Source organism: Mesorhizobium sp. M1163, from assembly GCF_040318415.1.
Classification (GTDB): domain Bacteria; phylum Pseudomonadota; class Alphaproteobacteria; order Rhizobiales; family Rhizobiaceae; genus Mesorhizobium.
Genome location: NZ_JAMYMF010000034.1, coordinates 26,777 through 50,942 on the forward strand (window position 1 = coordinate 26,777; position 24,166 = coordinate 50,942).

The window sequence follows — 24,166 nt, forward strand, 5'->3', positions numbered from 1 at the left end:
GGTTACCCGCCCGACTTCGGCACCAGCAACGGAATGACGCGGTCGCTCTTGGCCACTGAAGGCCGGCCGGCCGAACCGTAGGGAATCCCCAACGCATCCCATGTCTCGACTAGCGCGTCCTGTAAGGAGGCAATCAGCGCGTCAGAATGGAACGGTGTCGGCGTGATGCGCAGCCGTTCGGTGCCGCGCGGCACTGTCGGGTAATTGATCGGCTGGATATAGATGCCGTGCACGCCGAGCAGGCGGTCGCTGGCCATCTTGCAGAGCTCGGGATCGCCGACCAGCAGCGGCACGATGTGGGTAGGTGACTCCATTACCGGCAGGCCGGCCGCGGCAAGCACTTCCTTGGTCCGCGTCGCCTGACGCAGCTGCGCGTCGCGCTCGGCCTGCGAGCGCTTGAGATGGCGGATCGAGGTGGTTGCCGCGGCAGCGATCGCCGGCGGCAGCGCCGTGGTGAAGATGAAGCCCGGCGCATAGGAGCGCACGGCGTCGATCACGGCGCTGGTGCCGGTGATGTAGCCGCCAAGCGTGCCGAACGCCTTGGCCAGTGTGCCCTCGATGATGTCGATGCGGTCGGCCAGCCCTTCGCGCTCGGTGATGCCGCCGCCACGCGGCCCGTACATGCCGACGGCATGGACCTCGTCTATATAAGTCATCGCATTGTAACGCTCGGCGAGGTCGACGATCTGCTTGATCGGCGCGATGTCGCCATCCATCGAATAGACGCTCTCGAAGACGATCAGCTTGGCACGCTCGCGGCCGGCCGCCTGCAGCAGGCTTTCGAGATGCGCGACGTCGTTATGGCGGAAGATCTTCTTCTCGGCGCCCGAGCGCCGCACACCCTCGATCATCGAAGCGTGGTTAAGCTCGTCCGAGATGATCAGGCAATTGGGAAGCAGCTTTGCAATGGTCGAGATCGACGCTTCGTTTGAAACGAAGCCGGAGGTGAAAACCAGTGCCGCTTCCTTGTCGTGCAGGTCGGCAAGCTCCAGTTCGAGCTCGACCAGCGGGTTGCTGGTGCCCGAAATGTTGCGGGTGCCGCCGGCCCCCGATCCCATTTTGCCTGCCGCCTTCTGGAACGCGGCGATGACGTCGGGATGCTGGCCCATGCCGAGATAATCGTTGGAGCACCAGACGGTGATTTCCTCGGCGCGGCCATTGGCACGCCAGATGGCGCGCGGGAATTTTCCCACGATACGCTCAAGGTCGGCGAAGACGCGATAGCGACGCTCTGCATGGAGCTGGTCGATCGCTTCCTCGAAGAACCGCTGGTAATTCATGTCGCCTTCCCAATTTTGCGCGGGATCATAGTCATTGGCCTATTCGCCGTCCACCGCACCGTTTTGGTCAAAATGCCACGCCCCAGGCCTGTTCCTAACGACCACGGAACGTGGCCTATTCCCTTGATGTGGATCAATCTTGTTTCAGGACAATGCCACCCGCCGATGAGACTGGTTACTGCAGATTGTAATGGCCTGGCGGCAGGTTTTCCAGTACGGCGACGATTGAGACAGTTCCGATAAATCATGAATAGCGAGGATGCGGATGACGGTTTTGGTGACAGGCGGTGCCGGCTATATCGGCAGCCATATGGTCTGGGAGTTGCTGGACACGGGCGACAGCGTCGTCGTCCTCGACCGGCTTTCGACCGGCTTTGAATGGGCGGTGGCTCCGGAAGCAAAGCTCGTCGTCGGCGATGTCGCCGACAAGGAATTGGTCGCCTCGATCATCCGCGACAACAAGGTCGACGCGATCATCCATTTCGCCGGCTCGATTGTCGTGCCCGAATCGGTGGCCGACCCGCTTGCCTATTACGAGAATAACACCTGCAAGACACGCACCCTGATCGAGACCGCGGTGCGCGAAGGCGTGCCCAATTTCATCTTTTCCTCGACCGCCGCCGTCTATGGCGGCGCCGGCCTGGAGCCGGTACGCGAGGACGCCAGGCTTGCGCCGGAATCGCCCTACGGCCTGTCCAAGCTGATGAGCGAATGGATGCTCCGCGACGCGGCTATTGCCTATGGGCTGCGCTATACGGCGCTGCGCTATTTCAACGTCGCCGGCGCCGACCCGAAGGGCCGCACCGGCCAGTCGACGCCCGGCGCCACGCATCTGATCAAGGTCGCCTGCGAGACGGCGCTCGGCAAGCGCCCCTTCATGCAGGTGTTCGGCACCGACTATCCGACGCCGGACGGCACCTGCATGCGCGACTATATCCATGTCAGCGACCTGGCGGCGGCGCATCGGCTGGCCCTGCAGCGGCTGCGTGCCGGCGGATCGAGCCTGGTCGCCAATTGCGGCTACAGCCACGGCTATTCGGTGCTCGAGGTCATCGACAGCGTACGCCGCGTCTTCGGCCATGATTTCGAGGTGCGGATGGGCGAGCGCCGCCCCGGTGACGCCGCCGCGGTTGTCGCCAATTCGGAGCTGGCCCGCGGCGAACTCGGCTGGACCCCGCAGCGTGACAACCTCGACCAGATCGTCTCCGATGCGCTTGCCTGGGAGCGCATCCTGACCAGCAAGAATTCGGCTCTGGGCTAAGCGCGGGCTCTCCGTAAGGGCTCGTCGGCAGGAGGCAGAGGCGCTATTGAAGGGCCTCACGGCTGAGCGTGCAGGCGTTCGGCTGCGTTCGACTTGGGGGCGGCATGAAAATATCGGTGCTTGGAGCCGGCGTCGTTGGCACGGCGGCGGCCTATTGTCTGGCCAGCGACGGCCATGAAGTCACGGTGATCGAGCGCCATCCGGCGGCGGCGCGCGGCACCAGCCAGTCGAATGCCGGCCTGGTATCTCCCGGCGATGCCACCGCCTGGGCTTCGCCCGCCGCGCTTAAAACGTTCCTGCGAGCCCTCTACAACCACGATCTCGGCATCAAGGTGCGGCTGCGCTTCGATCCGTATTTTGTCGCCTGGAGCCTGCGCTTCCTGCGCCAGTGCACGCATAAGCGCATGCGCGCCAACACCGAGATCAAGCTGCGCCTGGCGCTCTATTCGCGCAACTGCATCAACGCCATCTCCGCCGACACCGGCATCCACTATGACGAGCGCAAGAAAGGCATTCTGTATTTCTTCCGCTCGCAGCAGAGCTTTGATACCGGCACCGACAATTACCGCTATCTCGCCGAACATGGCCTGCCGATCGAGATCGTCGGCCGCGACCGGCTGGTCGAGCTCGAGCCCGGCCTTGCCGGAGCCAAGGACAAAATTGCCGGCGGCGTCTATTCGCCGATCGACCAGACCGGCGATTCCAGTCAATTCACGCAGCGCCTCGCTGCCTATGCCGCCGAAAAACTCGGTGTCCAATTCCTCTACGGCACGACGGTCGAAGGCCTCGACATCGACGGCGACCGGGTGCGCGCGGTGATGACCTCGGCCGGCCCGGTGGCCGGCGACGCCGTGGTCATTTCCATGGGGCCGGAGAGCGGTCTGCTCGGCCGCCGCTACGGCATCGACCTGCCCGTCTATCCCGTGAAGGGCTATACCGTGACCGTTCCGCTGGAAGATGAAAGCAACGGGCCGATCATGGGCGGCGCCGACGAGGACCGGCTGATCGGCTATTCCAGGCTGGGAAATCGGCTGCGGATGTCCTCGACGGCGGAGTTCACCGGTTTCGACCGCACGTTCAAGCCGCGCGATTTCAACTCGATCCTGAACACCGGCAAGGACCTGTTCCCCGGCGCCTTCGACGAGAGCAAGGCCGAGCTCTGGGCTGGACTTCGCCCGATGATGCCGAACTCCGTGCCGGTCATCGGCCGGGCGCGGTATGACAATCTATATCTCGATACCGGCCACGGCCATCTCGGCTGGACCATGGCCTGCGGTTCGGGAAAATTCCTTGCCGACGTGGTCGCCGGCCGCAAGCCGGAGATCGATCCACAAGGATTGCTCTACGCGGGCTAGCAACGGCCTGACCGCAGGGCGCCATGAGCTCGGCGGTCAGGCTCGTTCGTCGACTGCCGAACGCCAGGAGCGCACGTAACTTGTCCAGAGTGGATCGGCCGACGGTTCGGTCCTTTCGCCTCTGCCTTGCGGTGTCCCCTGGTCCGACGCCAGCAAGGCGGCGCCGATGCTGGTGCCTGTCGCAGCCGCGGAGGCAATGACGGCGCGCGCCGTCGCCGCAGCCAGCATGCGGGTGAACAGCCGGTTGCGGCCGAAGGGTCCTTCGACGATGGTTGACCCCCCGCCGCCGATCAGATCGAGGCAGGTCGCGGTCATCAGCGCCAGGTAGAACGAGATGGCGACAAAGCGCTGGCCGGCCGTCATACCTTCGGCGCTGAGCCACGCCGCGGCATAGTGCGGAAACGGCCCCGAATCCTGTTGGGTCGAAGGCAACAGGGACGTCTTGCGCGCGAGCACCGCGGCGACATCGTCTTCGGTCCAGTCTTCCGATTGGCCTTCCGTCAGCACGGAGAACTCGCGGCCACCCATGAAGCGCGCCGAGGGCACGGCATCGCCGAACGCGTTGACATTGACCAGCGTGTCGCGCGCCGGATCGAGCGTGACCTTGCTGCCGCCAACCGCCATCGACACCACCCAGGTGCCGGTCGAGACGACGGAGAAAGGCGGCTTGTCGGACAGGAGATGCGGCAGCAGCGAGGCGTTGGAATCGTGCAGGCCGCAATACACCGGCGTTTGCGGATCGAGGCCGGTTTGCCGCGCCAGAGCGGGCAGGATCGGGCCCAAGCGGTCCTTGGCCTGCCGCACCGGCGCCATTAGCCGGCGCCATTCCAGCCGGTCGACCAGTGAGGAAAAATCCGCTTTCCACGGGTTCCACAGATCGGTGTGGCAGCCGAGCGAAGTCACCTCGCTGGCGGCGACGCCGGTCAGGCGCAAGGCCCAGTATTGCGGATACATCAGCATCGCGGCGGCCCTGGCGAAATCCGCTGGAAAGCGCTTCTGCTGCCAGAACAACTGCGCGCCGAGATTGAGGCCGGCCGGCAGGCGCGGCGTGCCGGTCTCGGTGAAAGGCGGGCGGATCGCGTCGTAGTCCTTGGCGAAGGCATCCGGACCGTCGAACTCGTAATCGAGCACCGGCAGCGCCAGTTCGCCTGATGCGTCGGCCAGCACCGCCGTTGCGCCATGGGTGGTGATCGATATCGCGTCGATGCGCTGCTCGCGATCGATCTCTGCCAGGCTGCCGAGGATGAACGCCCATAACCGCTCGACGTCGTGGTGCGGATACGGGCGTTGCCGAACCGGCTCGTTGACCATCCTGCGCAGCGCCACTTCGCTTGCTGCGGCGAGATCGACCAGCGCCACCTTGGCGTTGGTCTTGCCGATATCGATGACGGCGACGTGGCGGGTCATTCCATATGGAACATTGTTTCCAACGGCACCGCCACCGGCTCGTTGTTCGGCTTGGTTTCCATGATGTCTGCCATCTCGGCCCACCAGCGCTGCATCGCCGGATGCTTAGGCAATTCGTCCATGCCATGGTCGTCACGGCGCCACAGCACGCCGAACAAGGTGTTGGTCTCCTCGTCGAGATGGATCGAGTAATCGGAGATACCAGCCTGTTTTAGCAACGCGACGAGTGACGGCCAGATGTCGTCGTGGCGCCTCTTGTATTCGGCCTTCATGCCGGGATTGAGCTTCATCTTGAACGCATATTTTTCGGGCATCAGGCAAAGCGCTCCCGCCGCACGCGCTGCCACAGGATCGGCAGCGCGATGACGATGATCAGCAGCAGGCCGATGAAGATCGACATGACGATCCCCGGCACGTTGAGCAGGCCAAGACCGAAGGTCACCAGCCCCATGATGAAGGCCGCCAGCACGACGCCCAGAATGCTGCCGGCGCCGCCGAGAATGCTGACGCCGCCGAGCACCACCATGGTGATGACTTCGAGTTCGTAGCCCTGCGCGATCGACGGCCGGGTCGAGCCGAGCCGTGACGTAATCAGCACCGAGGCGATGCCCGCCATCAGGCCGGTCAGGCAAAACAGGATGAACTTGATGCGGCCGACACGCACGCCGGAAAACTGCGCCGCAACCGGGTTGTTGCCGATGGCAAAGACCCGGCGGCCGAAGCTCGTCCGATGCAGAAGGAACCAGTAGACGACGGCCGCGACCAGGAAAAGCGTCAGTTCGAACGACACCACCCACCAGACATAACCTTGGCCGAAGAAGGCGAAGCTCGCGGGATAGCCCTTGTAGGCCTGGTCGCCGAGGATGATGAAGGCAACGCCGCGAAACAGGCTCATCGTGCCGATGGTGACGACGATCGACGGCAGCCCCAGCCTGGTGACGAGCAGCCCGTTGAAGGCGCCGCAGCCGAGCCCGACGACGATGCCGATTGCCACCAGGACAGGCGTGCCGGCGCCGGCCTGCACCGCCATGCCCATCATCGTCGAGGCGAGTGCGATGATAGCGGCGACCGACAGGTCGATTTCGCCGGAGATGATCAGCAGTGCCATGGCCAGCGCGATCAGCGCCTTTTCGGTGAAGTTGAAAGTCAGGTCCGACAGCGACCACGCGTCGAGGAAATAGGGCGAGGCAAAACTGTTGACGGCAAAGATGGCGACCGCCACGACGACCAGCAGCGCCTCCCATGAGAAGATCGCCGCAGTGAACGGCTTGTCGAGTCGGTTCGGAACATGGCGCGGGGCAGGGGTATCGGTCATGCCACTTCCGCCTTTTTGAGGATGATGCGGCCTTGCCGGCGTTCGCCGCGCGCGTTGAGCACCACGGCCAGGATGATGGCGCTGCCCGAAATCGCCATTTGCCAGAAGGGCGAGATATTGATCACCGGCAGCGCGTTGGAGATGATACCGAGGAACAGCGCGCCGAGCACCGCGCCGCCGACCGAGCCGATGCCGCCGGCGATGGAGATGCCGCCGATGACGCAGGCGGCGATGATGTTGAGCTCATAGCCGTTGGCGACCTCGACCGAGGCGATGACGTAGCGCGAGATCCAGAGATAGCCGCAGAGGCCGCCGATCATCCCCGAAATGCAGAAGACGATGAATTTCGTCCGGCCGACGTCGATGCCGGCATAGACCGATGCGGTCGGGTTGACACCGATGGCGTAGATCGAGCGGCCGAGCGCCGTGCGCGTCATCACAAGGAAGAACAAGGCGATGACCAGCAGGGCAATCCATGACAGCACCGGTATGCCGAGGAACGTCGCGCGCTGCAGGCCGATGAAATCGGGGCTCATCTGGTCGGCGTTGACCCAGGCGCCGCCTGAAATAACGAAGGTGGCGCCGCGGTAGATGGTGAGAGTGCCGAGCGTTACCACGATCGAGGGAATGTTCAGCCGCCACACCAACAGGCCATTGATGGCGCCGAGCACCAGGCCGACCAGAAGTGCGATGACGATCAGCAGCGGGATCGGGATTGCCGGATGCGCGGCGTTCAGCATCGCCACCACCATGCCGGTGAAGCAGAGATTGGCTGCCATCGACAGGTCGATCGAGCGGGTCAGGATAACCACCATCTGGCCGAGCGCCAGGATCATCAGGATCGACGTGTCGTTGAACACCTGGCGCACATTGCCGGGAGCGGCAAAGCCCGGAAAACGCATCGAGATCAGCCCGATCAGCACGGCGATTGCCGCCAGCAGCCAGACTTCGCGGTATTTGAGAAGAGCCTTCATGCCGCGATCCCCGCTGCCGTCCTGACCAGCGTTTCGGCGTCGAGCCCCTTATTGTCGTAGACCGCGGCAATGCGGCCCTCGCGCATAACGACGACACGGTCGGACATGCCGAGAATTTCCGGCAGTTCGGACGACACCATGATAACCGACAGGCCTTGCGCGACGAGCTCGGCCATGAAGCCGTGCACGGCGGCCTTCGAGCCGATGTCGATGCCCTTGGTCGGCTCGTCCAGTATGATCACCTTGGGCGCGGTCGCCAGCCATTTGGCGATGACGATCTTCTGCTGGTTGCCGCCCGACAGCGTGCCGACGTCCTGGCTGAGCGAGGAGGCGCGCAGGTCGAGCCGCTCTGTGTAGGAGCGGGCTAGCGCAAACTCTTCCGCCAGCCGCAATATGCCGGATTTGGAGGTTCGCTTGAGCGAAGGCAGCGAGACATTCTGGAAGATAGGCAGGCCGATCACCACGCCTTGCTTGCCGCGTTCCTCCGGCACATAGACGATGCCGGCATCGATCGAATCCGCCGCCGATTTCGGCGCGATCGCTTTGCCTTCCAGCGTGATCGTGCCGCCGCTGGTGCGGGTGATGCCTGATATCGCCTGCATCACCTCGCTGCGCCCGGCGCCGACAAGACCGTAGAAGCCGAGGATCTCGCCCCTGTGCAGCTCGAAGCCGATATCATCGAACTCGGTCGGATGCGACAGGCCGGAGACGGCCAGCACCGGCGCGCCGATCTCGGCCTTGCGCTGCGGAAAGATATGATCGACCGCGCGGCCGACCATCATGCGCACGATCTGGCTCTGGCCGGCGTCCTTGATCAGGCCTTCGCCGACCATCTCGCCGTCGCGGAACACGGTATAGCGGTCGGCGATGCGGTAGATCTCATCGAATTTGTGGCTGATGAACAGGATCGCCTTGCCGTCGCTCTTGAGGAATTCGATCAGCAGGAAAAGCTCTTCGATCTCCTTCATCGAAAGCGCCGCCGTCGGCTCGTCCATGATGACGATCCGCGCGTCGATCGACATGGCGCGGGCAACGGCGACGAGATGCTTGTTGGCGATGCCGAGATCCTTCAGCCTGGCATCGGCGTCGATATGGCCGGCACCCATCGTGTCCAGCACTTCGCGGGCGTTCTTGCGCATCGTGCGCCAGTCGATGGTCTTGAAGCGGGTGCGCGGCGCATGGCCGAGGAAGATGTTTTCGGCCACCGTCAGGTCGTCGAACAGCACGGTTTCCTGATGGATGGCGGTGATGCCATGCCCGAAGGCGGCATGGGCGCTGGGCAAGGCGACGGGCTGGCCGTCGATGCTGATCGTGCCCGCATCCGGCTGATAGATGCCGGTCATGATCTTGACCAGCGTCGACTTGCCGGCGCCGTTCTCGCCGATCAGCGCGGTCACCTGGCCGGGATAGAGCGACAGGCTGACATCGTGCAGCGCGCGCACGCCGGGAAAGCTTTTCGAGATGCCGGACAGCGTCAGCCGCGGCCCGGGAGACAAAGGCGCTTCCTTCGCCACTTCGTGTTGGGCTGTCGTGTCCATAATCGTATCAAGCCCTGAAACTAGGTCCGGTTGAGGCCGCGGCGGGGCCAAGGTCCCGCCGCACCAGTTCGAAGGCTCCAGGATCAATAGATCTTGGAGAACTTTTCGATGTTCGACTTGTCGAACTGGAAGGGCGGAGCCATCGCAGCCGAGTTGGTGTCGTCGAGCGTGACCTTGCCGACGCGGCCGATCGACAGCGTAGCACCGGGCTTCGCCTCTTCCTTCTTCACCGCCAGGTCGTGGGCGAGGTAGACGGCCGAATAGCCGAGGTCGATCGGGTTCCACAGCGCAACCGCTTGGCTGGCGCCGTTGTCGATGAACTTCTTGAACTCCGACGGCAGCGCCAGGCCGGTGACGTTGACCTTGCCGATCAGGCCTTCATCGGTCACCACCTGCGCGGCGGCAACGACGCCGACCGTGGTCGGTGCGATGATCGCCTTGAGGTTCGGGTAGGACTTCAGCAAGCCCTTGGCCTCGTCCGTGCTCTTGGCCGAGTCGTCGTCGCCATAGACGGTGGCGACGAGCTTGATCTTGGGGAACTTCTCCGGCAGCACCTTCTTGGCCGCGTCGATCCAGGCGTTCTGGTTGGTCGCGGTGGACGAAGCCGACAGGATGGCGACATCGCCGCCTTCCGGCAGGTAGTCGGCGGCAAGCTTGATGATGGTCTCGCCGATCAGGTTGGTGTCGGAAGGGTTGAGGTGAAGCTGGCGGCCTTCCGGCGCGACGCCTGAATCCCACGAGATGACGGTGATGCCGCGTTCCATCGCCTTCTTCAGCGCCGGAACCAGCGCGTCGGCGTCATTGGCCGAAATGGCGATGGCGTTGACCTTCTGGGCGATCAGCGAATTGACCACTTCGATCTGCGCTTCGGCGGTCGCCTTGGTCGGGCCGGTGTAGATGATCTCGACGTCGCCGAGTTCCTTGGCCGCCTCTTCGGCGCCCTTGTTGGCGGCGTCGAAGAAGCCGTTGCCGAGCGACTTCACCACCAGCGCGATCTTGACGTTTTCGGCATAGGCGGCATTCACGAACATGGCGGCGGAAAACGCCGCCGTAACCATCAGTTTCTTCAGAAAGCTCATCGAATATCCTCCCTTGAGCGTTGCATTCCATCGCCGCTGCGGGCGTGAGTTTTCTCAGGCCTGCAGCGAAGATTCTTCCTTGTTGCTTGCCGTTGTGCGGGCGACGATCAGCGTCACGCCGGCGGTCTCCAGCATCTTGGCTTCGCGATCCTCGATGCCGTCGTCGGTGATCACCGTGGCGATGCGCGACAGGCCGCACAGGATCAGGCTCGAGCGCTTGCGGAATTTCGAGGAGTCGACCAGCACCACCAATTCGTCCGCCTGGTCGATAAGCTTCTGCTCGGCCTGGATCAGCAGCGGGTCGCCTTCCATAAGACCCAGCGGCCCCAGTCCCTGCGCGCCCATGAACATGCGGCGCGCGTAGAAATTGCGCGTCACGTCATTGTCGAAGGGCGACAGGATGATGTTCTGCTCGCGGTAGATGGTGCCGCCCGACAGCATCACCGTGTTCTTGGAATGCCTGAGCAGGTGCTCGGCGATCGGAAAGGAATTGGTGAAGATCGGCATGCGGCGGCCGCTCAGGAAATGCACCATCTGGAACGTGGTGGTGCCGCCATTGATGATGATCGGCTCGCCGTCCTTGCAGAGTTCCACGGCCTCTCGTGCGATCGCCCGCTTCTGCGAAGCGTTGATCGTCTCGTTGACGGAAAACGGCCGGCCGGCAAGGCCGATGAACTGCGGCGGCGAGAGCGCCTCGGCGCCGCCGCGCACTCGGCGCAGCCGCTTTTGCACATGCAATGCCGCGATGTCGCGCCGGATCGTCGCCTCCGACGACTCCGTCAGGTCGACCATCTCCTGCACCGTCACCACAGGCTTTTCCTGGACGGCGGACAGAATGATCCTGTGGCGCTCTTTCTCGTGCATGGTTCCTCCCTGCTTGAGCATCTAGGCACCCAAAGCGCGCAGTGTCAATCATTTCCGATCAGATAATTTCATTGTGCAGTGCAATATGATTGATATTGATCGTTTGTGATTGACAAGACAGCCGCTTGCGTAGAAATTCGCACAAAAGGGACCCGCGCCGTTTGCGTGTCCCAAAGGGAGGATTACCTATGCTCGACAAGCGCTCCGGCACGCGCCTCGCCAATCTTTGGGATGACGCAAAAGCGCAAGCGATGAGCGAGCCCGAACGTCTGGTCTATCGCTCGAATGTTCTTGGCTCCGACAAGCGCGTCACCAATTATGGCGGCGGCAACACCTCCTCCAAGATCTGGCAAAACGATCCGCTCACTGGGCAGAGCGTGGAAGTGCTGTGGGTCAAGGGCTCGGGCGGCGACAGCGCCTCGATCAAACTCGACGGCTTCGCCACGCTCTACATGGACAAATTGCGCGCGCTGAAAGGTCTCTATCGTGGCCTCGAACATGAAGACGAGATGGTCGGCTATTTGCCCCACTGCACTTTCAACCTCAACCCGCGCGCGGCCTCGATCGACACACCGCTGCATGCCTTCGTGCCGAAGCCTTATGTCGACCACATGCACCCCGACGCCATCATCGCTATTGCCGCCGCCAAGGATTCGCAGGCGCTGACCAAGGAGATATTCGGCGACACGATCGGCTGGCTGCCATGGAAGCGCCCGGGCTTCGAACTCGGCCTGTGGCTGGAGAAATTCTGCCTCGAGAACCCCGAGGCCAAGGGTGTCGTGCTGGCAAGCCATGGCCTGTTCAGCTGGGGCGACACGCCGAAGGAATGCTACGAGACGACGATTTCGGTGATCAACCAGGCGATCGACTGGTTCGAGCACAAGAGCCAGGGCAAGCCGATCTTCGGCGGCGAAATCGTCAAATCGCTCGATGCACCGGCGCGTCGCGCTGTGGCTGCAAAACTGATGCCGAGGATCCGCGGCCTGATCTCGGAGAAAAGCCACAAGCTCGGCCATTTCGACGATTCTCCTGCGGTGCTCGAATTCGTCAATTCCAGGGATTTGCGGCCGTTGGCGGCACTCGGCACATCCTGCCCGGACCACTTCCTGCGCACCAAGATCCGGCCGCTGGTCATCGAGTTCGATCCCAGGAATCCCGATGTCGATGCCGTCATTGCCCGTCTTGTCGACGATGTGGCGGAGTATCGCGTCGGCTATCAGGCCTATTATGACCGCTGCAAGCACGCGGATTCGCCACCGGTGCGCGATCCGAACGCCGTGGTCTATCTGATGCCCGGTGTCGGCATGTTGACCTTCGCCGGCGACAAGGCGACGGCGCGTATATCGGGCGAATTCTACGTCAACGCCATCAACGTCATGCGCGGCGCCTCGACGGTGTCGACCTATATCGGGCTGCCCGACCAGGAAGCCTTCGATATCGAATACTGGCTGCTCGAAGAGGCAAAGCTGCAGCGCCTGCCGAAACCGAAAGCTCTTGCCGGCCAAATCGCGCTGGTCACCGGCGGCGCCGGCGGCATTGGCCGCGCCACCGCCAACCGGCTGCTGCGCGAAGGCGCCTGCGTCGTGCTGGCCGATATCGACGAGGCAGCCCTTGCCAGCGCCAATGACGAGCTTGCCAAGGCCTACGGCAAGGATTTCGTGCGGCCCGTCGTCATCAACGTCACGTCCGAGGATCAGGTGATCTCCGGCTTTGCCGAGACAGCGGTCGAGTTCGGCGGCATCGACATCCTGGTGTCCAACGCTGGCCTGGCCTCCTCGGCGCCGATCGAGGACACCACGCTGGCGCTGTGGAACAAGAACATGGACATCCTGTCGACGGGATATTTCCTGGTTTCGCGGGAGGCGTTCCGGCTGTTTCGGACGCAAAAGATCGGCGGCAACGTCGTCTTCGTCGCCTCCAAGAACGGCCTTGCCGCATCGCCCAATGCCGCCGCCTATTGCACGGCCAAGGCCGCCGAGATCCATCTGGCGCGCTGCCTGGCACTGGAGGGCGCGGAAGCGCAGATCCGGGTCAATGTCGTCAATCCCGACGCCGTGCTGCGCGGCTCGAAGATCTGGACCGGCGAATGGAAGGAACAGCGCGCCGCCGCTTACAAGATGTCGACCGACGATCTCGAAGAGCACTACCGCTCGCGCTCGATGCTGAAGCGGTCGGTGTTCCCCGAGGACATCGCCGAAGCGATCTATTTTTTCGCCTCCGACATGTCGGCAAAATCGACCGGCAACATCATCAATGTCGACGCCGGCAACGCGCAGAGTTTTACGCGATAAGCAGTCGTTTGAGGGTTGGCGCCGACGTCGGAGCTTTACCCTTCTCCCCGTCACTATACGGGGAGAAGGTGCCGGCAGGCGGATGAGGGGCAGCGCCAACCGAACGCATTTGGGAGGAACCATGTCCGAAACCATCATCTCCGCCGACCTCGTCGACAGGCACAATGCCGCGCGCAATGCCGACCTCAAGCGCGACTACGAGTCCCTCGGCGAGCGCCTCGACCGCCGGGGCATCACCATCGACGCCATCCGCGACAAGGTCGAGAAATTCGCCGTCGCCATCCCGTCCTGGGGCGTCGGCACCGGCGGCACCCGCTTTGCCCGCTTTCCCGGCGCCGGCGAGCCGCGCGACATTTTCGACAAGATCGAGGACTGCGCCGTCATCCGGCAATTGACGCAGGCGACGCCGACCGTCTCGCTGCACATTCCCTGGGACAAGGCCGATCCAAACCGGCTGAAGCAGGCGGCATCCCGCTTCGGCATCGGCTTCGACGCGATCAACTCCAACACCTTCTCCGACGCCAGAGACCAGAAGCTTTCCTATAAGTTCGGCTCGCTGTCGCACGCCGACGCGGCGACGCGCCGGCAGGCGGTCGAGCACAATCTCGAATGCATCGAGATCGGCAGGACGCTGGGCTCGAAAGCGCTGACGGTGTGGATCGGCGACGGCTCGAACTTTCCCGGCCAGGTCAATTTCGCCAAGGCGTTCGAGCGCTATCTCGACGCGATGAAGGAGATCTATGCCGCGCTGCCGGGCGACTGGAAGCTGTTCACCGAGCACAAGATGTACGAGCCGGCCTTCTATTCGACGGTCGTGCAGGATTGGGGCACCAACTACATCATCGCCAAAGAGCTTGGCGACAAGGCGTTCTGCCTTGTCGACCTCGGCCATCACGCCCCCAACGTCAACATCGAGATGATCGTGTCGCGGCTGATCCAGTTCAAGAAACTCGGCGGCTTCCATTTCAACGATTCGAAATACGGCGACGACGACCTCGACGCCGGCTCGATCGATCCCTACCGCCTGTTCCTCGTCTTCAACGAGCTGGTCGATGCCGAGCTTGCCGGTGCCGAAGGTTTCGATCCCGCCCACATGCTCGACCAGAGCCATAACGTTACCGATCCGATCGAAAGCCTGATGCTGTCGGCAGTCGAGGTGCAGCGCGCCTATGCCCAGGCACTGCTGGTCGACCGCAAGGCGCTCGAAGGTTTTCAGGACGCCAATGACGCGCTGATGGCGACGCAGACGCTGAAGACAGCCTATCGTACCGACGTCGAGCCGATCCTTGCCATGGCGCGGCTGAAGACCGGTGGCGCCATCGATCCGGTCGCCGCCTACCGCGCCTCCGGCTACCGGGCGAAGGTCGCAGCGGAACGGCCGGCGGTGGCGAGCGTCGGCGGCGGGATTGTTTGATGTTGGGGTGAAAATGAAAAACCCGCCACGAAGGGCGGGTCGTTGGAGCCAATTGGCACCTTACCCAAATTAATAGCATAGCTGCCGGCACAAAGCAAGAACAAAATTGCCTGTCAGCGTTGAATGTTGGCGAAAACCAAAGGCGAAATCCGATCTCCCCCCTTGCGGGGGAGATGTCCGGCAGGACAGAGGGGGGTGGGACGGATCTCCAACGTCGAACCGTGCAACCTGCAAAATAGCCAGAGGATGTGCCCGCGCATTGCTGGAGAGGTCGGAGGGACAGCACCCCCCTCTGGCCTGCCGGCCATCTCCCCCGCAAGGGGGGAGATCGGCAGTTCCGCCGGCCTGAACCCTCGCCAATCCCATTAATGTCAGTAGACTCGACCTCGCCAAGCGCGTTTCCTAGGCCTACCCCACGCCTCGGAGAACGGCCATGCACAACACCCGCCGAACCCTAATCGCCGTCAGCCTTTCCCTCACCCTGACCTTCGTACCCTTCCTCGCCTTTGCCGCCTCGCCGCAGCCGGCGAAGGGCGAGCACGGCATGGTGGTGAGCGCCCAGCATCTGGCCTCGGAAGTCGGCGTCGAGGTGCTGAAGAAGGGGGGCAATGCCGTCGATGCCGCGGTCGCCGTCGGCTATGCGCTGGCCGTGGTCTATCCGACCGCCGGCAATATCGGCGGTGGCGGCTTCATGACCATCCGCTTCAAGGACGGCCGCTCGACCTTCCTCGATTTCCGCGAGCGCGCGCCGCTGGCCGCGACCAAAACCATGTATCTCGACAAGGACGGCAAGCCGGTGAAGGGCGCCAGCCTCGACGGCTATCTGGCGGTCGGCGTGCCGGGCTCGGTTGCCGGTTTCGAGACGGCGCGGGAGAAATACGGCACGCTGTCGCGGCAGGACTTGCTGGCGCCGGCCATCCGCTTTGCCAAGGAGGGCTTCGTGCTGGAGCAGGGCGATGCGGCCTCGCTCCGGGGCGGCGCGGAGCGGTTGGCGAGGGACCCAGCGGCGGCGGCCATTTTCCTCAAGCCGGACGGCAAGCCTTATGCTGTCGGCGAGCGCCTCGTTCAGCCCGATCTCGCGGCTTCGCTTGCCGCCGTTTCCGAACGCGGGGCGGATGCCTTCTACAAAGGCGCGATCGCCGACGCTATCGTCAGGGCAAGCGGCGAGAAGGGCGGCATTCTGGCCAGGGCTGATTTCGAAAACTACGCGGTGCGCGAGCTGAAGCCGGCGACCTGCAATTATCGCGGCTACGAGATCATTTCCTCGCCGCCGCCGAGCTCCGGCGGCGTCATCATCTGCGAGATCCTCAACGTGCTTGAGTTCTATCCGTTGTCCTATCTCGGCGCCGGTTCGGCCGAGACGGTTCACGTCATGGTCGAGGCGATGCGCCACGCCTATGTCGACCGGAATTCGGCGCTCGGCGATCCCGGCTTCGTCGACAATCCGGTCGCAAAACTGCTCCACAAGAATTACGCCAGGGAAATCCGTGAAAAGATCGATCCGTTCCGGGCCGGCGTCTCGCAGGAACTGATGCCGAAGGGCTTTGGCGAAAGCAGCGAGACGACGCATTATTCGATCATCGACAATGACGGCAACGCCGTCGCGGTAACCTACACGCTGAACGGCTCTTTCGGCGCCGGCGTCGTCGCCGACGGCACGGGCATCCTGCTCAACAACGAGATGGACGACTTCACCCAGAAACCCGGCGTGCCCAATCTCTACGGCCTCGTCCAGGGCGAGGCGAATGCGATCGCGCCGAAAAAGACGCCGCTGTCGTCGATGAGCCCGACCATCCTCGCCAAAGACGGCAAGCCGTTCATGGTCATCGGCAGCCCTGGCGGTTCACGCATCATCACCATCACGCTGGAGGCGATCGTCAACGTCATCGATCACGGCATGAACATCCAGGAAGCGATCGACGCGCCGCGCACCCACCACCAATGGTTACCCGACACGGTCTATATCGAACCCTTCGGCCTGTCGCCGGATACCGAAAAGCTGCTTACCGGCATGGGCTACCATCTCGATCTCGCCGAGGCGAATTGGGGCCAGGCGGCCGGCATCCTGGTCGGCGGCAAGAGCCTGGCGGAAATCGAGAAGGGCGGCGGCGCCCGCTACAACGGCGCCATCGACAGCCGCGCCGCATCCGGTGAGGCTATCGGGTATTAGACCATGGTCTCAAAAGGCGGAACCGGTTTTCGGATAAGGTCACGGTCAATAGGAAGATTCGCCTTGCTTCAGGTGACCAGCGCGATGGTCGACGCAATCAGCATCAACGCCGCGACGCCGACGAACAGGGCGTAGATGCGCGGCCGATCGAGCAGGAGCGCGTTGCCGGATATCCATGCCGCGGTGGCGCCGCCAAGCGCGAAAAAGAAGGTGCTGCGGCGCCCGAAGCTCAAGCCGGCGGCCATCAGGCCGCCGATGATCAGGGCGCCGAATACGATGATCACGGCTACCGCGTATTTTTCGAAATCGTTGCTGCCGGCGCTCGGGCCGATCGCGTTCAACCTCGACAGATCGTCCGGATCGAACGGGCTGGTCGACCCATATTCGTCTTGACCGACAGGCTCATGCATCATTCGTTCTCCGCAAACCGACAGCAAATCATCAAGCCTCGCCGAGCGCAACCGCTCGCCGAATGTGATCGGCACGGTGTTCAACACTTTCTGGCGGCGGCTTGCCAGAGATTTTTGGGTTCGTGCTTTGATCGCCCCGCTGCTCGGTCGGGTCAAGTGTTTTGCCCGAGCTTAATCTTCAAGCCGCCCTGGCCAAAGACTGCGTCGCCTGAACGGAAGCTCCAAGCACCGCCTGTGCGGTGTCGGCCTGTCTTTCATCGACATGCGCCAGCACCAGGATCACACCTTGTGCGGCATCCGGCTGGCCCGGCTGCTTGCCGATACGGGACAATGTCGCGAAAAGTCTGCCGGCAACGCCGCCCAAGACTGCACCGACGAGGGCCGATGCCAGCCATCCCGCGCCGAGGGGATCGATGCCGGGCATATCAAAGGCGCCGAGGCCGGCCAACAAACCGGCTGCCGCACCAAGGACGGTACCCGTACCTGGATCGCGCAAGACGGCGCCGATTTCATCATCGTAGGGTCCGATGACGCTGATCTCCTGGCGAGCAATTCCTGCTGCCTGAAGCGTTTCGACGGCACGCGCCGCCTGGTCATGGGAATCGAAAAGTCTGCTGATTGTTCGCATTGAAACTGCCTGTGAGGCCCCCCGGCCCTCGACGGTAAGGCGGGTCCCAGCTGAGCGCCGAGGAACCGCCTGACGCAAACGTCACCCGCCGCTCATTTCCGAGCGACGGGCGACGGCTGCCCGAGTTTTCACGTCACTCGATGACCTTGATGACCTTGCGCGTGCCTGGGTCGACGACAACGGTGCGGTTGTCAATGACGACATAACGATATTTGACGTTCGGGACCTCATGAAGCTCGACGGTGTCGGGGAGCGTCGAGCCGATGTTGAGCTCCACCCCAGGGATTTTCACCGAGGCCAGCGGCTGCTTTTTCACATACTCCCTGATGACGGTTTCCTGCTGCGGTTCGATGACAACGTCTTGCGCCGCAGCGGCGCCGACGCCTGCCAGCAGCAAAAGTCCCGCCGCCGCGGTGGAAAGATGCATTCTCATGGTCGTCTCCTTTGCGAACTCGGTCCGCTCTTCGCGCCAAGGCTCATTCGAACGGAAGCCAGCTGAAAACGTTCCGTCGACGGGGCTTCGGTCCCACCCGGCGGGGACCAATCGACGTGTTGCCGCAGGACCTAAGTCTGATCCTCGCGGGCAAAGGGTAGGTTTGTCGCGAAGCCCGGAACCGCCGCCGCTCAAACTCGTTGCTGGCTGCACGTTCCGGGAGGATTCTTTGGAAAATGTCGACGGTTGCTCGCACCGATCTTGGCTGTTTCCATTCCGATCGAACCTGGCATCTGCGCAGCCCTGTCCCTTCCTGCGCCGATAGGGTTCGCGCGTCACTTTTGTGGCGGGCGAACCCTCAATTGCAGCGTGCTTCTGACCAAAGTTGACCCTGAGGCGAGGAGAAGAGACGAGGAGAAGAGAAATGGCCGATGACAAGAGCAAGCGAGACTTCAGCGACCGCAACCGCGTGTCGGCGGATGAGTATTATGAAGTCGAATATTTCGCGCGGGAAAATGGTGTCTCGCCCAGCCAGGTGAGCAAGCTGATCAAAAGGACCGGTGGCGACCGGATGATCCTCTCGCAAGCGGTGAAAGCATTGCGCGAGCGCAAGTGAGACGGCGGCGGAGCCGGCGGTTGGAAAGGCACTGATCACGATCTGCCGAGAATTCCGGTCAGCTATCGACAACGTGCCCGGATGCCGCTGCTTCGGCCAAGCCAATGCCCCTTTATTTCTTCGATTCCGATGAAGACGGAATCGTCTATTCCGACGATCAGGGAACGTCATGTGACGATTTCCCGCTGGTCAGGAAAGAAGCCCTTCGCACATTGGGCGAGATGGCCAGGGATGGCCTTCCTCACCGTAGGATCACAGTCAAGGTCCGGAACGACCATGACGGTCTGGTGCTTGAAGTGGCTTTGACCTTTGCCGTCGAAACGCGGCATTTCGACGAACGGATTTTCCAGATCAACATGCGCATGAGTTGACGGCCCGATCGTTGTCGTGCCGACCATGAGATTCTGGAGCAGCCGGCATCTTCCCCAAGGGAACATTAGAAGTCTCTAATTGTTATCTTAAGCAGCGGGAACCTCCCGGGTTTCTGCTGCAGATCGGGGTGCAACCCGGTCGGCCCGCGCCCTCCGCCAGAGGCGCGGGCTTCGTTTGTTTAGCCGATGCGCAACGCCATGCGGTGGCAGCATATTGGAAACCTGCGGGAGCATAAGTAGCAGAAGTCGCTACCGCGGCGCCCTGGCGCCCAGGCAACGGAGCCCGTCGTCCGACAGGGCGGCGGGCTTTTTGATACGGGCCGGGTTATCGCGCAACCGGTGGAAATCCAATGCATGTCGCGCAAAAGTGTGAAGCGGTTTTGCGATAACGACATGCATCAAGACAAGAACCTTAAGCGCGTCGCATGAGGCCGGTCGAACGCGACGCGCTTTAGCTGGGAGAGATGGCCGGCGCTGCTTCGTGAGGCGTGGGGTAAGGTGCCTGATGCAGCGCCGGCCAAGCGGAAATCAGGTCCGCCGCAGCCAGATAGTAGCTGCGTTGGCGCGGCGGGTAATTGCGTGATCGCGGAAGCCACACCATTGCAGGCCACTTGCCACGAGCCCGGCCTGTGCAGCGGCTGACCCGAAGCATTCATTCATTCTGACGATGCACCGGACGCCCGGACGGCGGAAATTGGACGCCGCGTTCGCTCTCGATTCAGCGGCCAGCGGTGTTCCCTGCAGATTTCGGACGAAAGGCCATTTCACCCTTGTTGCGCCTGGATTCTTATCAGATCGTGGCAAGGATTGCTTTTCCCGCCGCGTTTGCCGGCGTTCTGCTGTTTGCCCTTTTGCCGGAGCAGCTCCTGCAGGGTCTTGGCCTGGCTTTCACGTTTGGTCACGACAAGCTCAATCACGCCGCCGCCTTCGTCGTGCTGGCGGCTCTCGGAAGTCTCGGCTGGCCGGAACACAAGGCGAAGCTGATCGTCCTCCTCGTGCTCACGGGCGCGGCGATCGAGGGCCTTCAGGCCGTGCAGCTGATAGGGCGCCACCCGGATCTATTCGACTGGGTGGCCGACTGCGCCGGAATGGCCTTCGGGCTGACAATTGCAGGCTGGACAAAGCGGCTCGCCGGCGGATTGCCATAGCTCGAAAGCGCATAACGGAATCGGCGCGCCCGTGCTGCAATATGGGGAAAATGGCCGGCGTCACTTGGGGGGGCGCGTTGGGGTAAGTTGCCTGACGGACGCCGGCCAGGCGGAAAAATCAGGTCCGCCGCAAAGTAATGTAGCAGCAATGGCAAAGCGCGGCAGTAGCGTGATCGCGGAAGGTCCGCCTTCTCGCCTCCGATGCGGTGACCCGTTTTGGGTCAATAATTCTGGCACCTGAATTGCGCTGTAAGCAATGCCGGGGAACACTCCGGCGATCGTCCCCGAATATGGGGCCTCGCCGCTTCGCAAATGGAGCGGCGGGCCTTTTTGCCGGACGTTGAAAGCGGCCGATCAGCGGCTTAGCTGATCACGGTGTGCTTGCCCATTTTCCCGTCCAAGTGGTTATTCTCACAAGAGAAATTCTAACGCGCACAAGCTTCTGTGCTTGACACAGGTCGCGACAACTGGATAAGTGGATACACAGATACGCTCTGATTGGACCAAGGACATGGCAGCAGACGCAATCGAGCCGCTGGGCATCACGACCGCCGAGGAGGAGGCTTATCGCCACATTCAGCGTGCCTTGAGGATGGGGCGCTACCGCGCCGGGGACCGGCTTATCCCGGAAGAGATCGCGACGGAAATCGGCATGAGCCGCATGCCGGTTCGCGAAGCATTCCGCCAGCTGGCCGCGGAAGGTCTTGTGGTCATTCGCCCGAACCGTGGCTGCATCGTCGCCGGCCTTACCCTCGATGAGATATACGAAACGTTTGAAATGCGCTCGGTGCTCGAAGGGCTGGCGGTGAGGCTTGCCATGCCGCACATCGATATCGAAGTGCTTGAAGAACTGGAACGCCAGCTCGACCGCATGGAGCGCGCCAGCCAGACCGGCAGCAGCGACTGGGTCGTGCGCCATCAGGCCTTCCATTTGCAGATTTGCCAATTGAGCAACCGACCCAAGCTGGTCCGGCAGATTGCCAGCCTGCACGTCGTGATCGAACCCTACCTGCGCATCTGGTTCGACTATGTCGACAAGCCCGCCAGCGCGCGCGCCGAGCACGAGATCCTGATTGAGGTGTTGCGGTCAGGTGATGCCGGCAAGGCAGAGATCGTCATGCGGGATCATATCGTCGAGACAGCGCCCCTTCTGGCCAACTTCGCAAGTCCCGGCCGCCGCTAGAAAACGCCATCTAACTCGTTGAAGCCGGAAGATAATCCGGCACGACGAAAGGGAACTGCCATACCGGCAAAAAAGAGGAGAATGACATGAAAATTAGCCGCATCGCAGCCATTGCGTCGGTCTTGTTCGGCCTGGTCCAGGCCGCCGCCGCACAAGAAACACCAAAGGCAATTACCATTGCCACCGAAGGAGCCTACGCGCCCTGGAATTTCACAACAGCCGACGGCAAATTGGACGGCTTCGAAGTCGATCTCGCCAATGATCTGTGCGGGCGAATGAAGATCGAGTGCAAGATCGTCGCACAGGACTGGGACGGCATGATCCCCGCGCTGACCGTTGGCAAGTTCGACGTGATCATGGCGAGCATGTTCATCACTGAAAAACGTCTGAAGATCATTGACTTTACCCAGCCATATGCGGTGGATCCCTCAGGTTTCGCGGTCGCAAAGGATAGCGAACTGGGCAAGGTCGGCATTTCCAACGAGCGGTTCAAGCTGGAGAATGAAGCCTCTGCGCAGGCGGCAATCGACAAGCTCAAGCCATTGCTGAAGGGAAAGATCATTGGAGTTCAGGCCGCAACGGCGAACCTGGAATTTGTGAAAAAATACTTCTCGGACGTCGCTGAGATTCGCGAATACAAGACCACCGAGCAACACGATCTCGATCTTGCCGCGGGTCGCATCGACGCGCTCTTCGCACAGCAGACAGCGCTGGCCGCCACGCTGGGCAAACCGGAGTTCAGCGACTATACGCTTGCCGGGCCGGGATTTGTCGGGGGGCTCTTCGGTCTTGGCTCCGGTGCCGGTATCCGCAAAGAGGACATCAAGCTGAAAGATATGCTCAACGGGGCCATCGACGCCGCGATCGCCGATGGCACGATCAAAACCCTGTCGCTTAAATGGCTCAAGAGCGACGTCACTCCAGTCAAGTAGGCGCTTGTCGGCGAACGGCCATTCCTGACCCGTTCCGGAGCTGAGCCGTTCGCCCTGCCGGGGGTATCGATGGTTGACGCATTCCGGCTACTTGGTTTCCAGCACGGAGGTTGGGGGGCTGCTCTTCTCATGGCGGCCTCGGTTACAGTGCTTCTGTCTGTGCTGGGCTTTGCGCTTGGCGCTGTATTCGGTGGGCTGGCAGCGGCCGGCCGTCTCCGCAACTCCAAGGTATTGAGGTTCTTGGCCCTTGGCTATTGCACGGTTTTCCGAGGCGTGCCCGACCTTCTGACCATTTATCTGCTTTACTATGGAGGAAGTGTCGCCCTGACCTCGCTTGGTCATAGCCTGGGCGGGTCCGGATTCGTCGGCGTTCCGGCCTTTGCCACTGGAACCTTGGCCATCGCAATCATCTCGGGCGCCTATCAAGCCGAGGTCTATCGAGGGGCTTACCTCGCCATCGACCAAGGACAGCACGATGCCGCTTGCGCGCTTGGTCTCAACCGGCTGCAGCGGCTGCGACAGGTTATTTTTCCCCAGCTCCTGAGCTACGCGCTGCCAGGTCTCGGCAACGTGTGGCAGTTGGTTCTGAAGGACTCGTCGCTGATATCGGTAATCGGCCTCGTTGAACTGATGCGCCAGGCACAGATCGCTGCAGGTTCGACCCGTGAACCATTCATCTTCTACATTGCTGCAGCCTTGCTCTATCTGGCTATCGCTTCCGTCACGGGCCATGCCTTTTACCGTCTGGAACGAAAGGCGCCGTGGCGCGTCCGGTCGGCATGATAGATTTCAGTTTTTTCCTCGAAATCCTGCCGAAGCTCCTCGCCGGCCTGCCGCTTACGATAGAATTGGCCCTGACTTCCATTGTTGCCGGCTTCGTCCTTGCCGTCACATTGGCGCTTGCCCAGCAATCGGAATCGCCCTTCGTCGTTTTGCCGATCCGTGGCTTCGTTGCCGTGTTCAGGGGCACGCCCCTGCTGGTGCAGATTTTTCTGACATATTATGGCCTTGGTCAGTTCCGGCACCAACTGTCGGCAATTGGATTATGGGCCGTTTTCCGCGAACCCTACTGGTGCGCAATCATCGCGCTGACACTCAACACCACCGCCTATGGCAGTGAAATCCTCCGCGGCGCGATTCAATCGGTGCCGCGCGGCCTTGTCGAGGCGGCCCGGTCTGTCGGCCTGTCCACCTGTCTGACCTATCGGCATGTTATCCTGCCGCTGGCCTTTCGCCAGGCTCTGCCGAGTTACGGCAACGAAATCATCCTGATGATCAAGGGCACGTCTCTGGCCTCCATCGTGACCTTGATGGAGGTGACTGGAATTGCCCAGGGATTGATCTCCCAGACTTACCGCGCCTTTGAAGTCTTCATCTGCGCGGGCGCCATTTATCTCACTTTGAATTTCGCGATCATCCGTGCCTTGGCGGCACTCGAATACTGGATGTCGCGGCATCTGCGGCACCGCCCCTCGACGAGGGACGCCGCCTCTTGAG

Annotated in this window: 23 protein-coding genes; 12 read left to right on the plus strand and 11 right to left on the minus strand. The window is 62.2% G+C overall.

The features are described from left to right. Positions 1-2 precede the first annotated feature (2 nt). On the minus strand, positions 3-1,280 hold the full coding sequence (gene hemA / locus NKH43_RS27225; protein WP_023719474.1) for a 5-aminolevulinate synthase: 1,278 nt from the start codon (positions 1,278-1,280) through the stop codon (positions 3-5). Between the two features lie 265 nt (positions 1,281-1,545). Here hemA and galE point away from each other — a divergent pair, with 265 nt between their 5' ends. After that, positions 1,546-2,541: a UDP-glucose 4-epimerase GalE gene (gene galE, locus NKH43_RS27230; protein ID WP_023719473.1), complete on the plus strand. Its 996-nt coding sequence runs from the start codon at positions 1,546-1,548 to the stop codon at positions 2,539-2,541. Positions 2,542-2,645: 104 nt separating this feature from the next. Beyond that, positions 2,646-3,896, plus strand: coding sequence for a D-amino acid dehydrogenase (locus tag NKH43_RS27235; RefSeq protein WP_352482468.1), 1,251 nt, complete (start codon positions 2,646-2,648; stop codon positions 3,894-3,896). A gap of 36 nt (positions 3,897-3,932) precedes the next feature. Here the strand turns inward: NKH43_RS27235 and NKH43_RS27240 are convergent, their stop codons facing one another. The 7 genes from NKH43_RS27240 to NKH43_RS27270 all read right to left on the minus strand — a co-directional run bounded on the left by NKH43_RS27240 (position 3,933) and on the right by NKH43_RS27270 (position 11,073). Beyond that, positions 3,933-5,303 (minus strand): FGGY-family carbohydrate kinase, encoded by a 1,371-nt coding sequence (locus NKH43_RS27240; RefSeq protein WP_352852422.1) that lies wholly within the window; start codon positions 5,301-5,303, stop codon positions 3,933-3,935. After that, on the minus strand, positions 5,300-5,617 hold the full coding sequence (gene rhaM / locus NKH43_RS27245; RefSeq protein WP_352482465.1) for an L-rhamnose mutarotase: 318 nt from the start codon (positions 5,615-5,617) through the stop codon (positions 5,300-5,302). The genes NKH43_RS27240 and rhaM overlap by 4 nt, the downstream gene beginning before the upstream one ends. Then, entirely contained in the window at positions 5,617-6,618 is a 1,002-nt protein-coding gene (locus tag NKH43_RS27250; protein ID WP_352482463.1) for an ABC transporter permease, read from the minus strand. Before NKH43_RS27250 ends, rhaM begins: the two co-directional genes overlap by 1 nt. Further along, positions 6,615-7,592 (minus strand): ABC transporter permease, encoded by a 978-nt coding sequence (locus tag NKH43_RS27255; protein ID WP_352493795.1) that lies wholly within the window; start codon positions 7,590-7,592, stop codon positions 6,615-6,617. The genes NKH43_RS27250 and NKH43_RS27255 overlap by 4 nt, the downstream gene beginning before the upstream one ends. Beyond that, positions 7,589-9,130, minus strand: coding sequence for a sugar ABC transporter ATP-binding protein (locus NKH43_RS27260; protein ID WP_352852423.1), 1,542 nt, complete (start codon positions 9,128-9,130; stop codon positions 7,589-7,591). The genes NKH43_RS27255 and NKH43_RS27260 overlap by 4 nt, the downstream gene beginning before the upstream one ends. A gap of 83 nt (positions 9,131-9,213) precedes the next feature. Continuing rightward, positions 9,214-10,209, minus strand: a complete 996-nt coding sequence (rhaS, locus tag NKH43_RS27265) for a rhamnose ABC transporter substrate-binding protein (protein ID WP_023719466.1) — start codon at positions 10,207-10,209, stop codon at positions 9,214-9,216. Between the two features lie 54 nt (positions 10,210-10,263). Next, positions 10,264-11,073 carry a DeoR/GlpR family DNA-binding transcription regulator gene (locus NKH43_RS27270; protein ID WP_352493797.1) on the minus strand — a complete coding sequence of 270 codons (810 nt, stop codon included), beginning with the start codon at positions 11,071-11,073 and terminating at the stop codon, positions 10,264-10,266. Between the two features lie 188 nt (positions 11,074-11,261). Here NKH43_RS27270 and NKH43_RS27275 point away from each other — a divergent pair, with 188 nt between their 5' ends. The 3 genes from NKH43_RS27275 to ggt all read left to right on the plus strand — a co-directional run bounded on the left by NKH43_RS27275 (position 11,262) and on the right by ggt (position 16,948). Further along, positions 11,262-13,364 (plus strand): bifunctional rhamnulose-1-phosphate aldolase/short-chain dehydrogenase, encoded by a 2,103-nt coding sequence (locus NKH43_RS27275; protein WP_352852424.1) that lies wholly within the window; start codon positions 11,262-11,264, stop codon positions 13,362-13,364. A 121-nt stretch (positions 13,365-13,485) separates the two neighbouring features. Beyond that, entirely contained in the window at positions 13,486-14,778 is a 1,293-nt protein-coding gene (gene rhaI, locus NKH43_RS27280) for an L-rhamnose catabolism isomerase (protein WP_352860765.1), read from the plus strand. Positions 14,779-15,211: 433 nt separating this feature from the next. After that, on the plus strand, positions 15,212-16,948 hold the full coding sequence (gene ggt / locus NKH43_RS27285) for a gamma-glutamyltransferase (protein ID WP_352860767.1): 1,737 nt from the start codon (positions 15,212-15,214) through the stop codon (positions 16,946-16,948). 68 nt (positions 16,949-17,016) lie between these two features. Here the strand turns inward: ggt and NKH43_RS27290 are convergent, their stop codons facing one another. The 3 genes from NKH43_RS27290 to NKH43_RS27300 form a co-directional block, all read right to left on the minus strand. Further along, the gene (locus NKH43_RS27290; protein WP_198030499.1) at positions 17,017-17,361 is read right to left on the minus strand and encodes a hypothetical protein; all 345 of its coding nucleotides are present in this window, start codon (positions 17,359-17,361) and stop codon (positions 17,017-17,019) included. Between the two features lie 175 nt (positions 17,362-17,536). After that, a complete protein-coding gene (locus tag NKH43_RS27295) occupies positions 17,537-17,986 on the minus strand; it encodes a hypothetical protein (protein WP_352493799.1) in 450 nt (149 codons plus the stop codon). A gap of 133 nt (positions 17,987-18,119) precedes the next feature. Further along, a complete protein-coding gene (locus NKH43_RS27300) occupies positions 18,120-18,419 on the minus strand; it encodes a DUF1236 domain-containing protein (protein WP_023719460.1) in 300 nt (99 codons plus the stop codon). A gap of 424 nt (positions 18,420-18,843) precedes the next feature. Between NKH43_RS27300 and NKH43_RS27305 the strand changes: the two genes are divergently transcribed. The 7 genes from NKH43_RS27305 (at position 18,844) to NKH43_RS27335 (ending at position 24,165) form a co-directional block, all read left to right on the plus strand. Next, positions 18,844-19,035, plus strand: coding sequence for a DUF3606 domain-containing protein (locus NKH43_RS27305; RefSeq protein ID WP_023719459.1), 192 nt, complete (start codon positions 18,844-18,846; stop codon positions 19,033-19,035). Between the two features lie 104 nt (positions 19,036-19,139). After that, positions 19,140-19,406 carry a DUF6894 family protein gene (locus NKH43_RS27310; protein WP_352493800.1) on the plus strand — a complete coding sequence of 89 codons (267 nt, stop codon included), beginning with the start codon at positions 19,140-19,142 and terminating at the stop codon, positions 19,404-19,406. A gap of 797 nt (positions 19,407-20,203) precedes the next feature. Further along, complete coding sequence (locus NKH43_RS27315) at positions 20,204-20,554, plus strand: VanZ family protein (RefSeq protein ID WP_031194161.1); 351 nt, start codon at positions 20,204-20,206, stop codon at positions 20,552-20,554. 511 nt (positions 20,555-21,065) lie between these two features. Continuing rightward, the gene (locus NKH43_RS27320; protein ID WP_352482437.1) at positions 21,066-21,737 is read left to right on the plus strand and encodes a GntR family transcriptional regulator; all 672 of its coding nucleotides are present in this window, start codon (positions 21,066-21,068) and stop codon (positions 21,735-21,737) included. Between the two features lie 86 nt (positions 21,738-21,823). Continuing rightward, the gene (locus tag NKH43_RS27325) at positions 21,824-22,669 is read left to right on the plus strand and encodes a transporter substrate-binding domain-containing protein (RefSeq protein WP_352791673.1); all 846 of its coding nucleotides are present in this window, start codon (positions 21,824-21,826) and stop codon (positions 22,667-22,669) included. Between the two features lie 69 nt (positions 22,670-22,738). Further along, a complete protein-coding gene (locus NKH43_RS27330; protein WP_023719453.1) occupies positions 22,739-23,452 on the plus strand; it encodes an ABC transporter permease in 714 nt (237 codons plus the stop codon). Continuing rightward, entirely contained in the window at positions 23,449-24,165 is a 717-nt protein-coding gene (locus NKH43_RS27335) for an ABC transporter permease (RefSeq protein ID WP_023719452.1), read from the plus strand. The genes NKH43_RS27330 and NKH43_RS27335 overlap by 4 nt, the downstream gene beginning before the upstream one ends. Position 24,166: the final 1 nt, after the last annotated feature.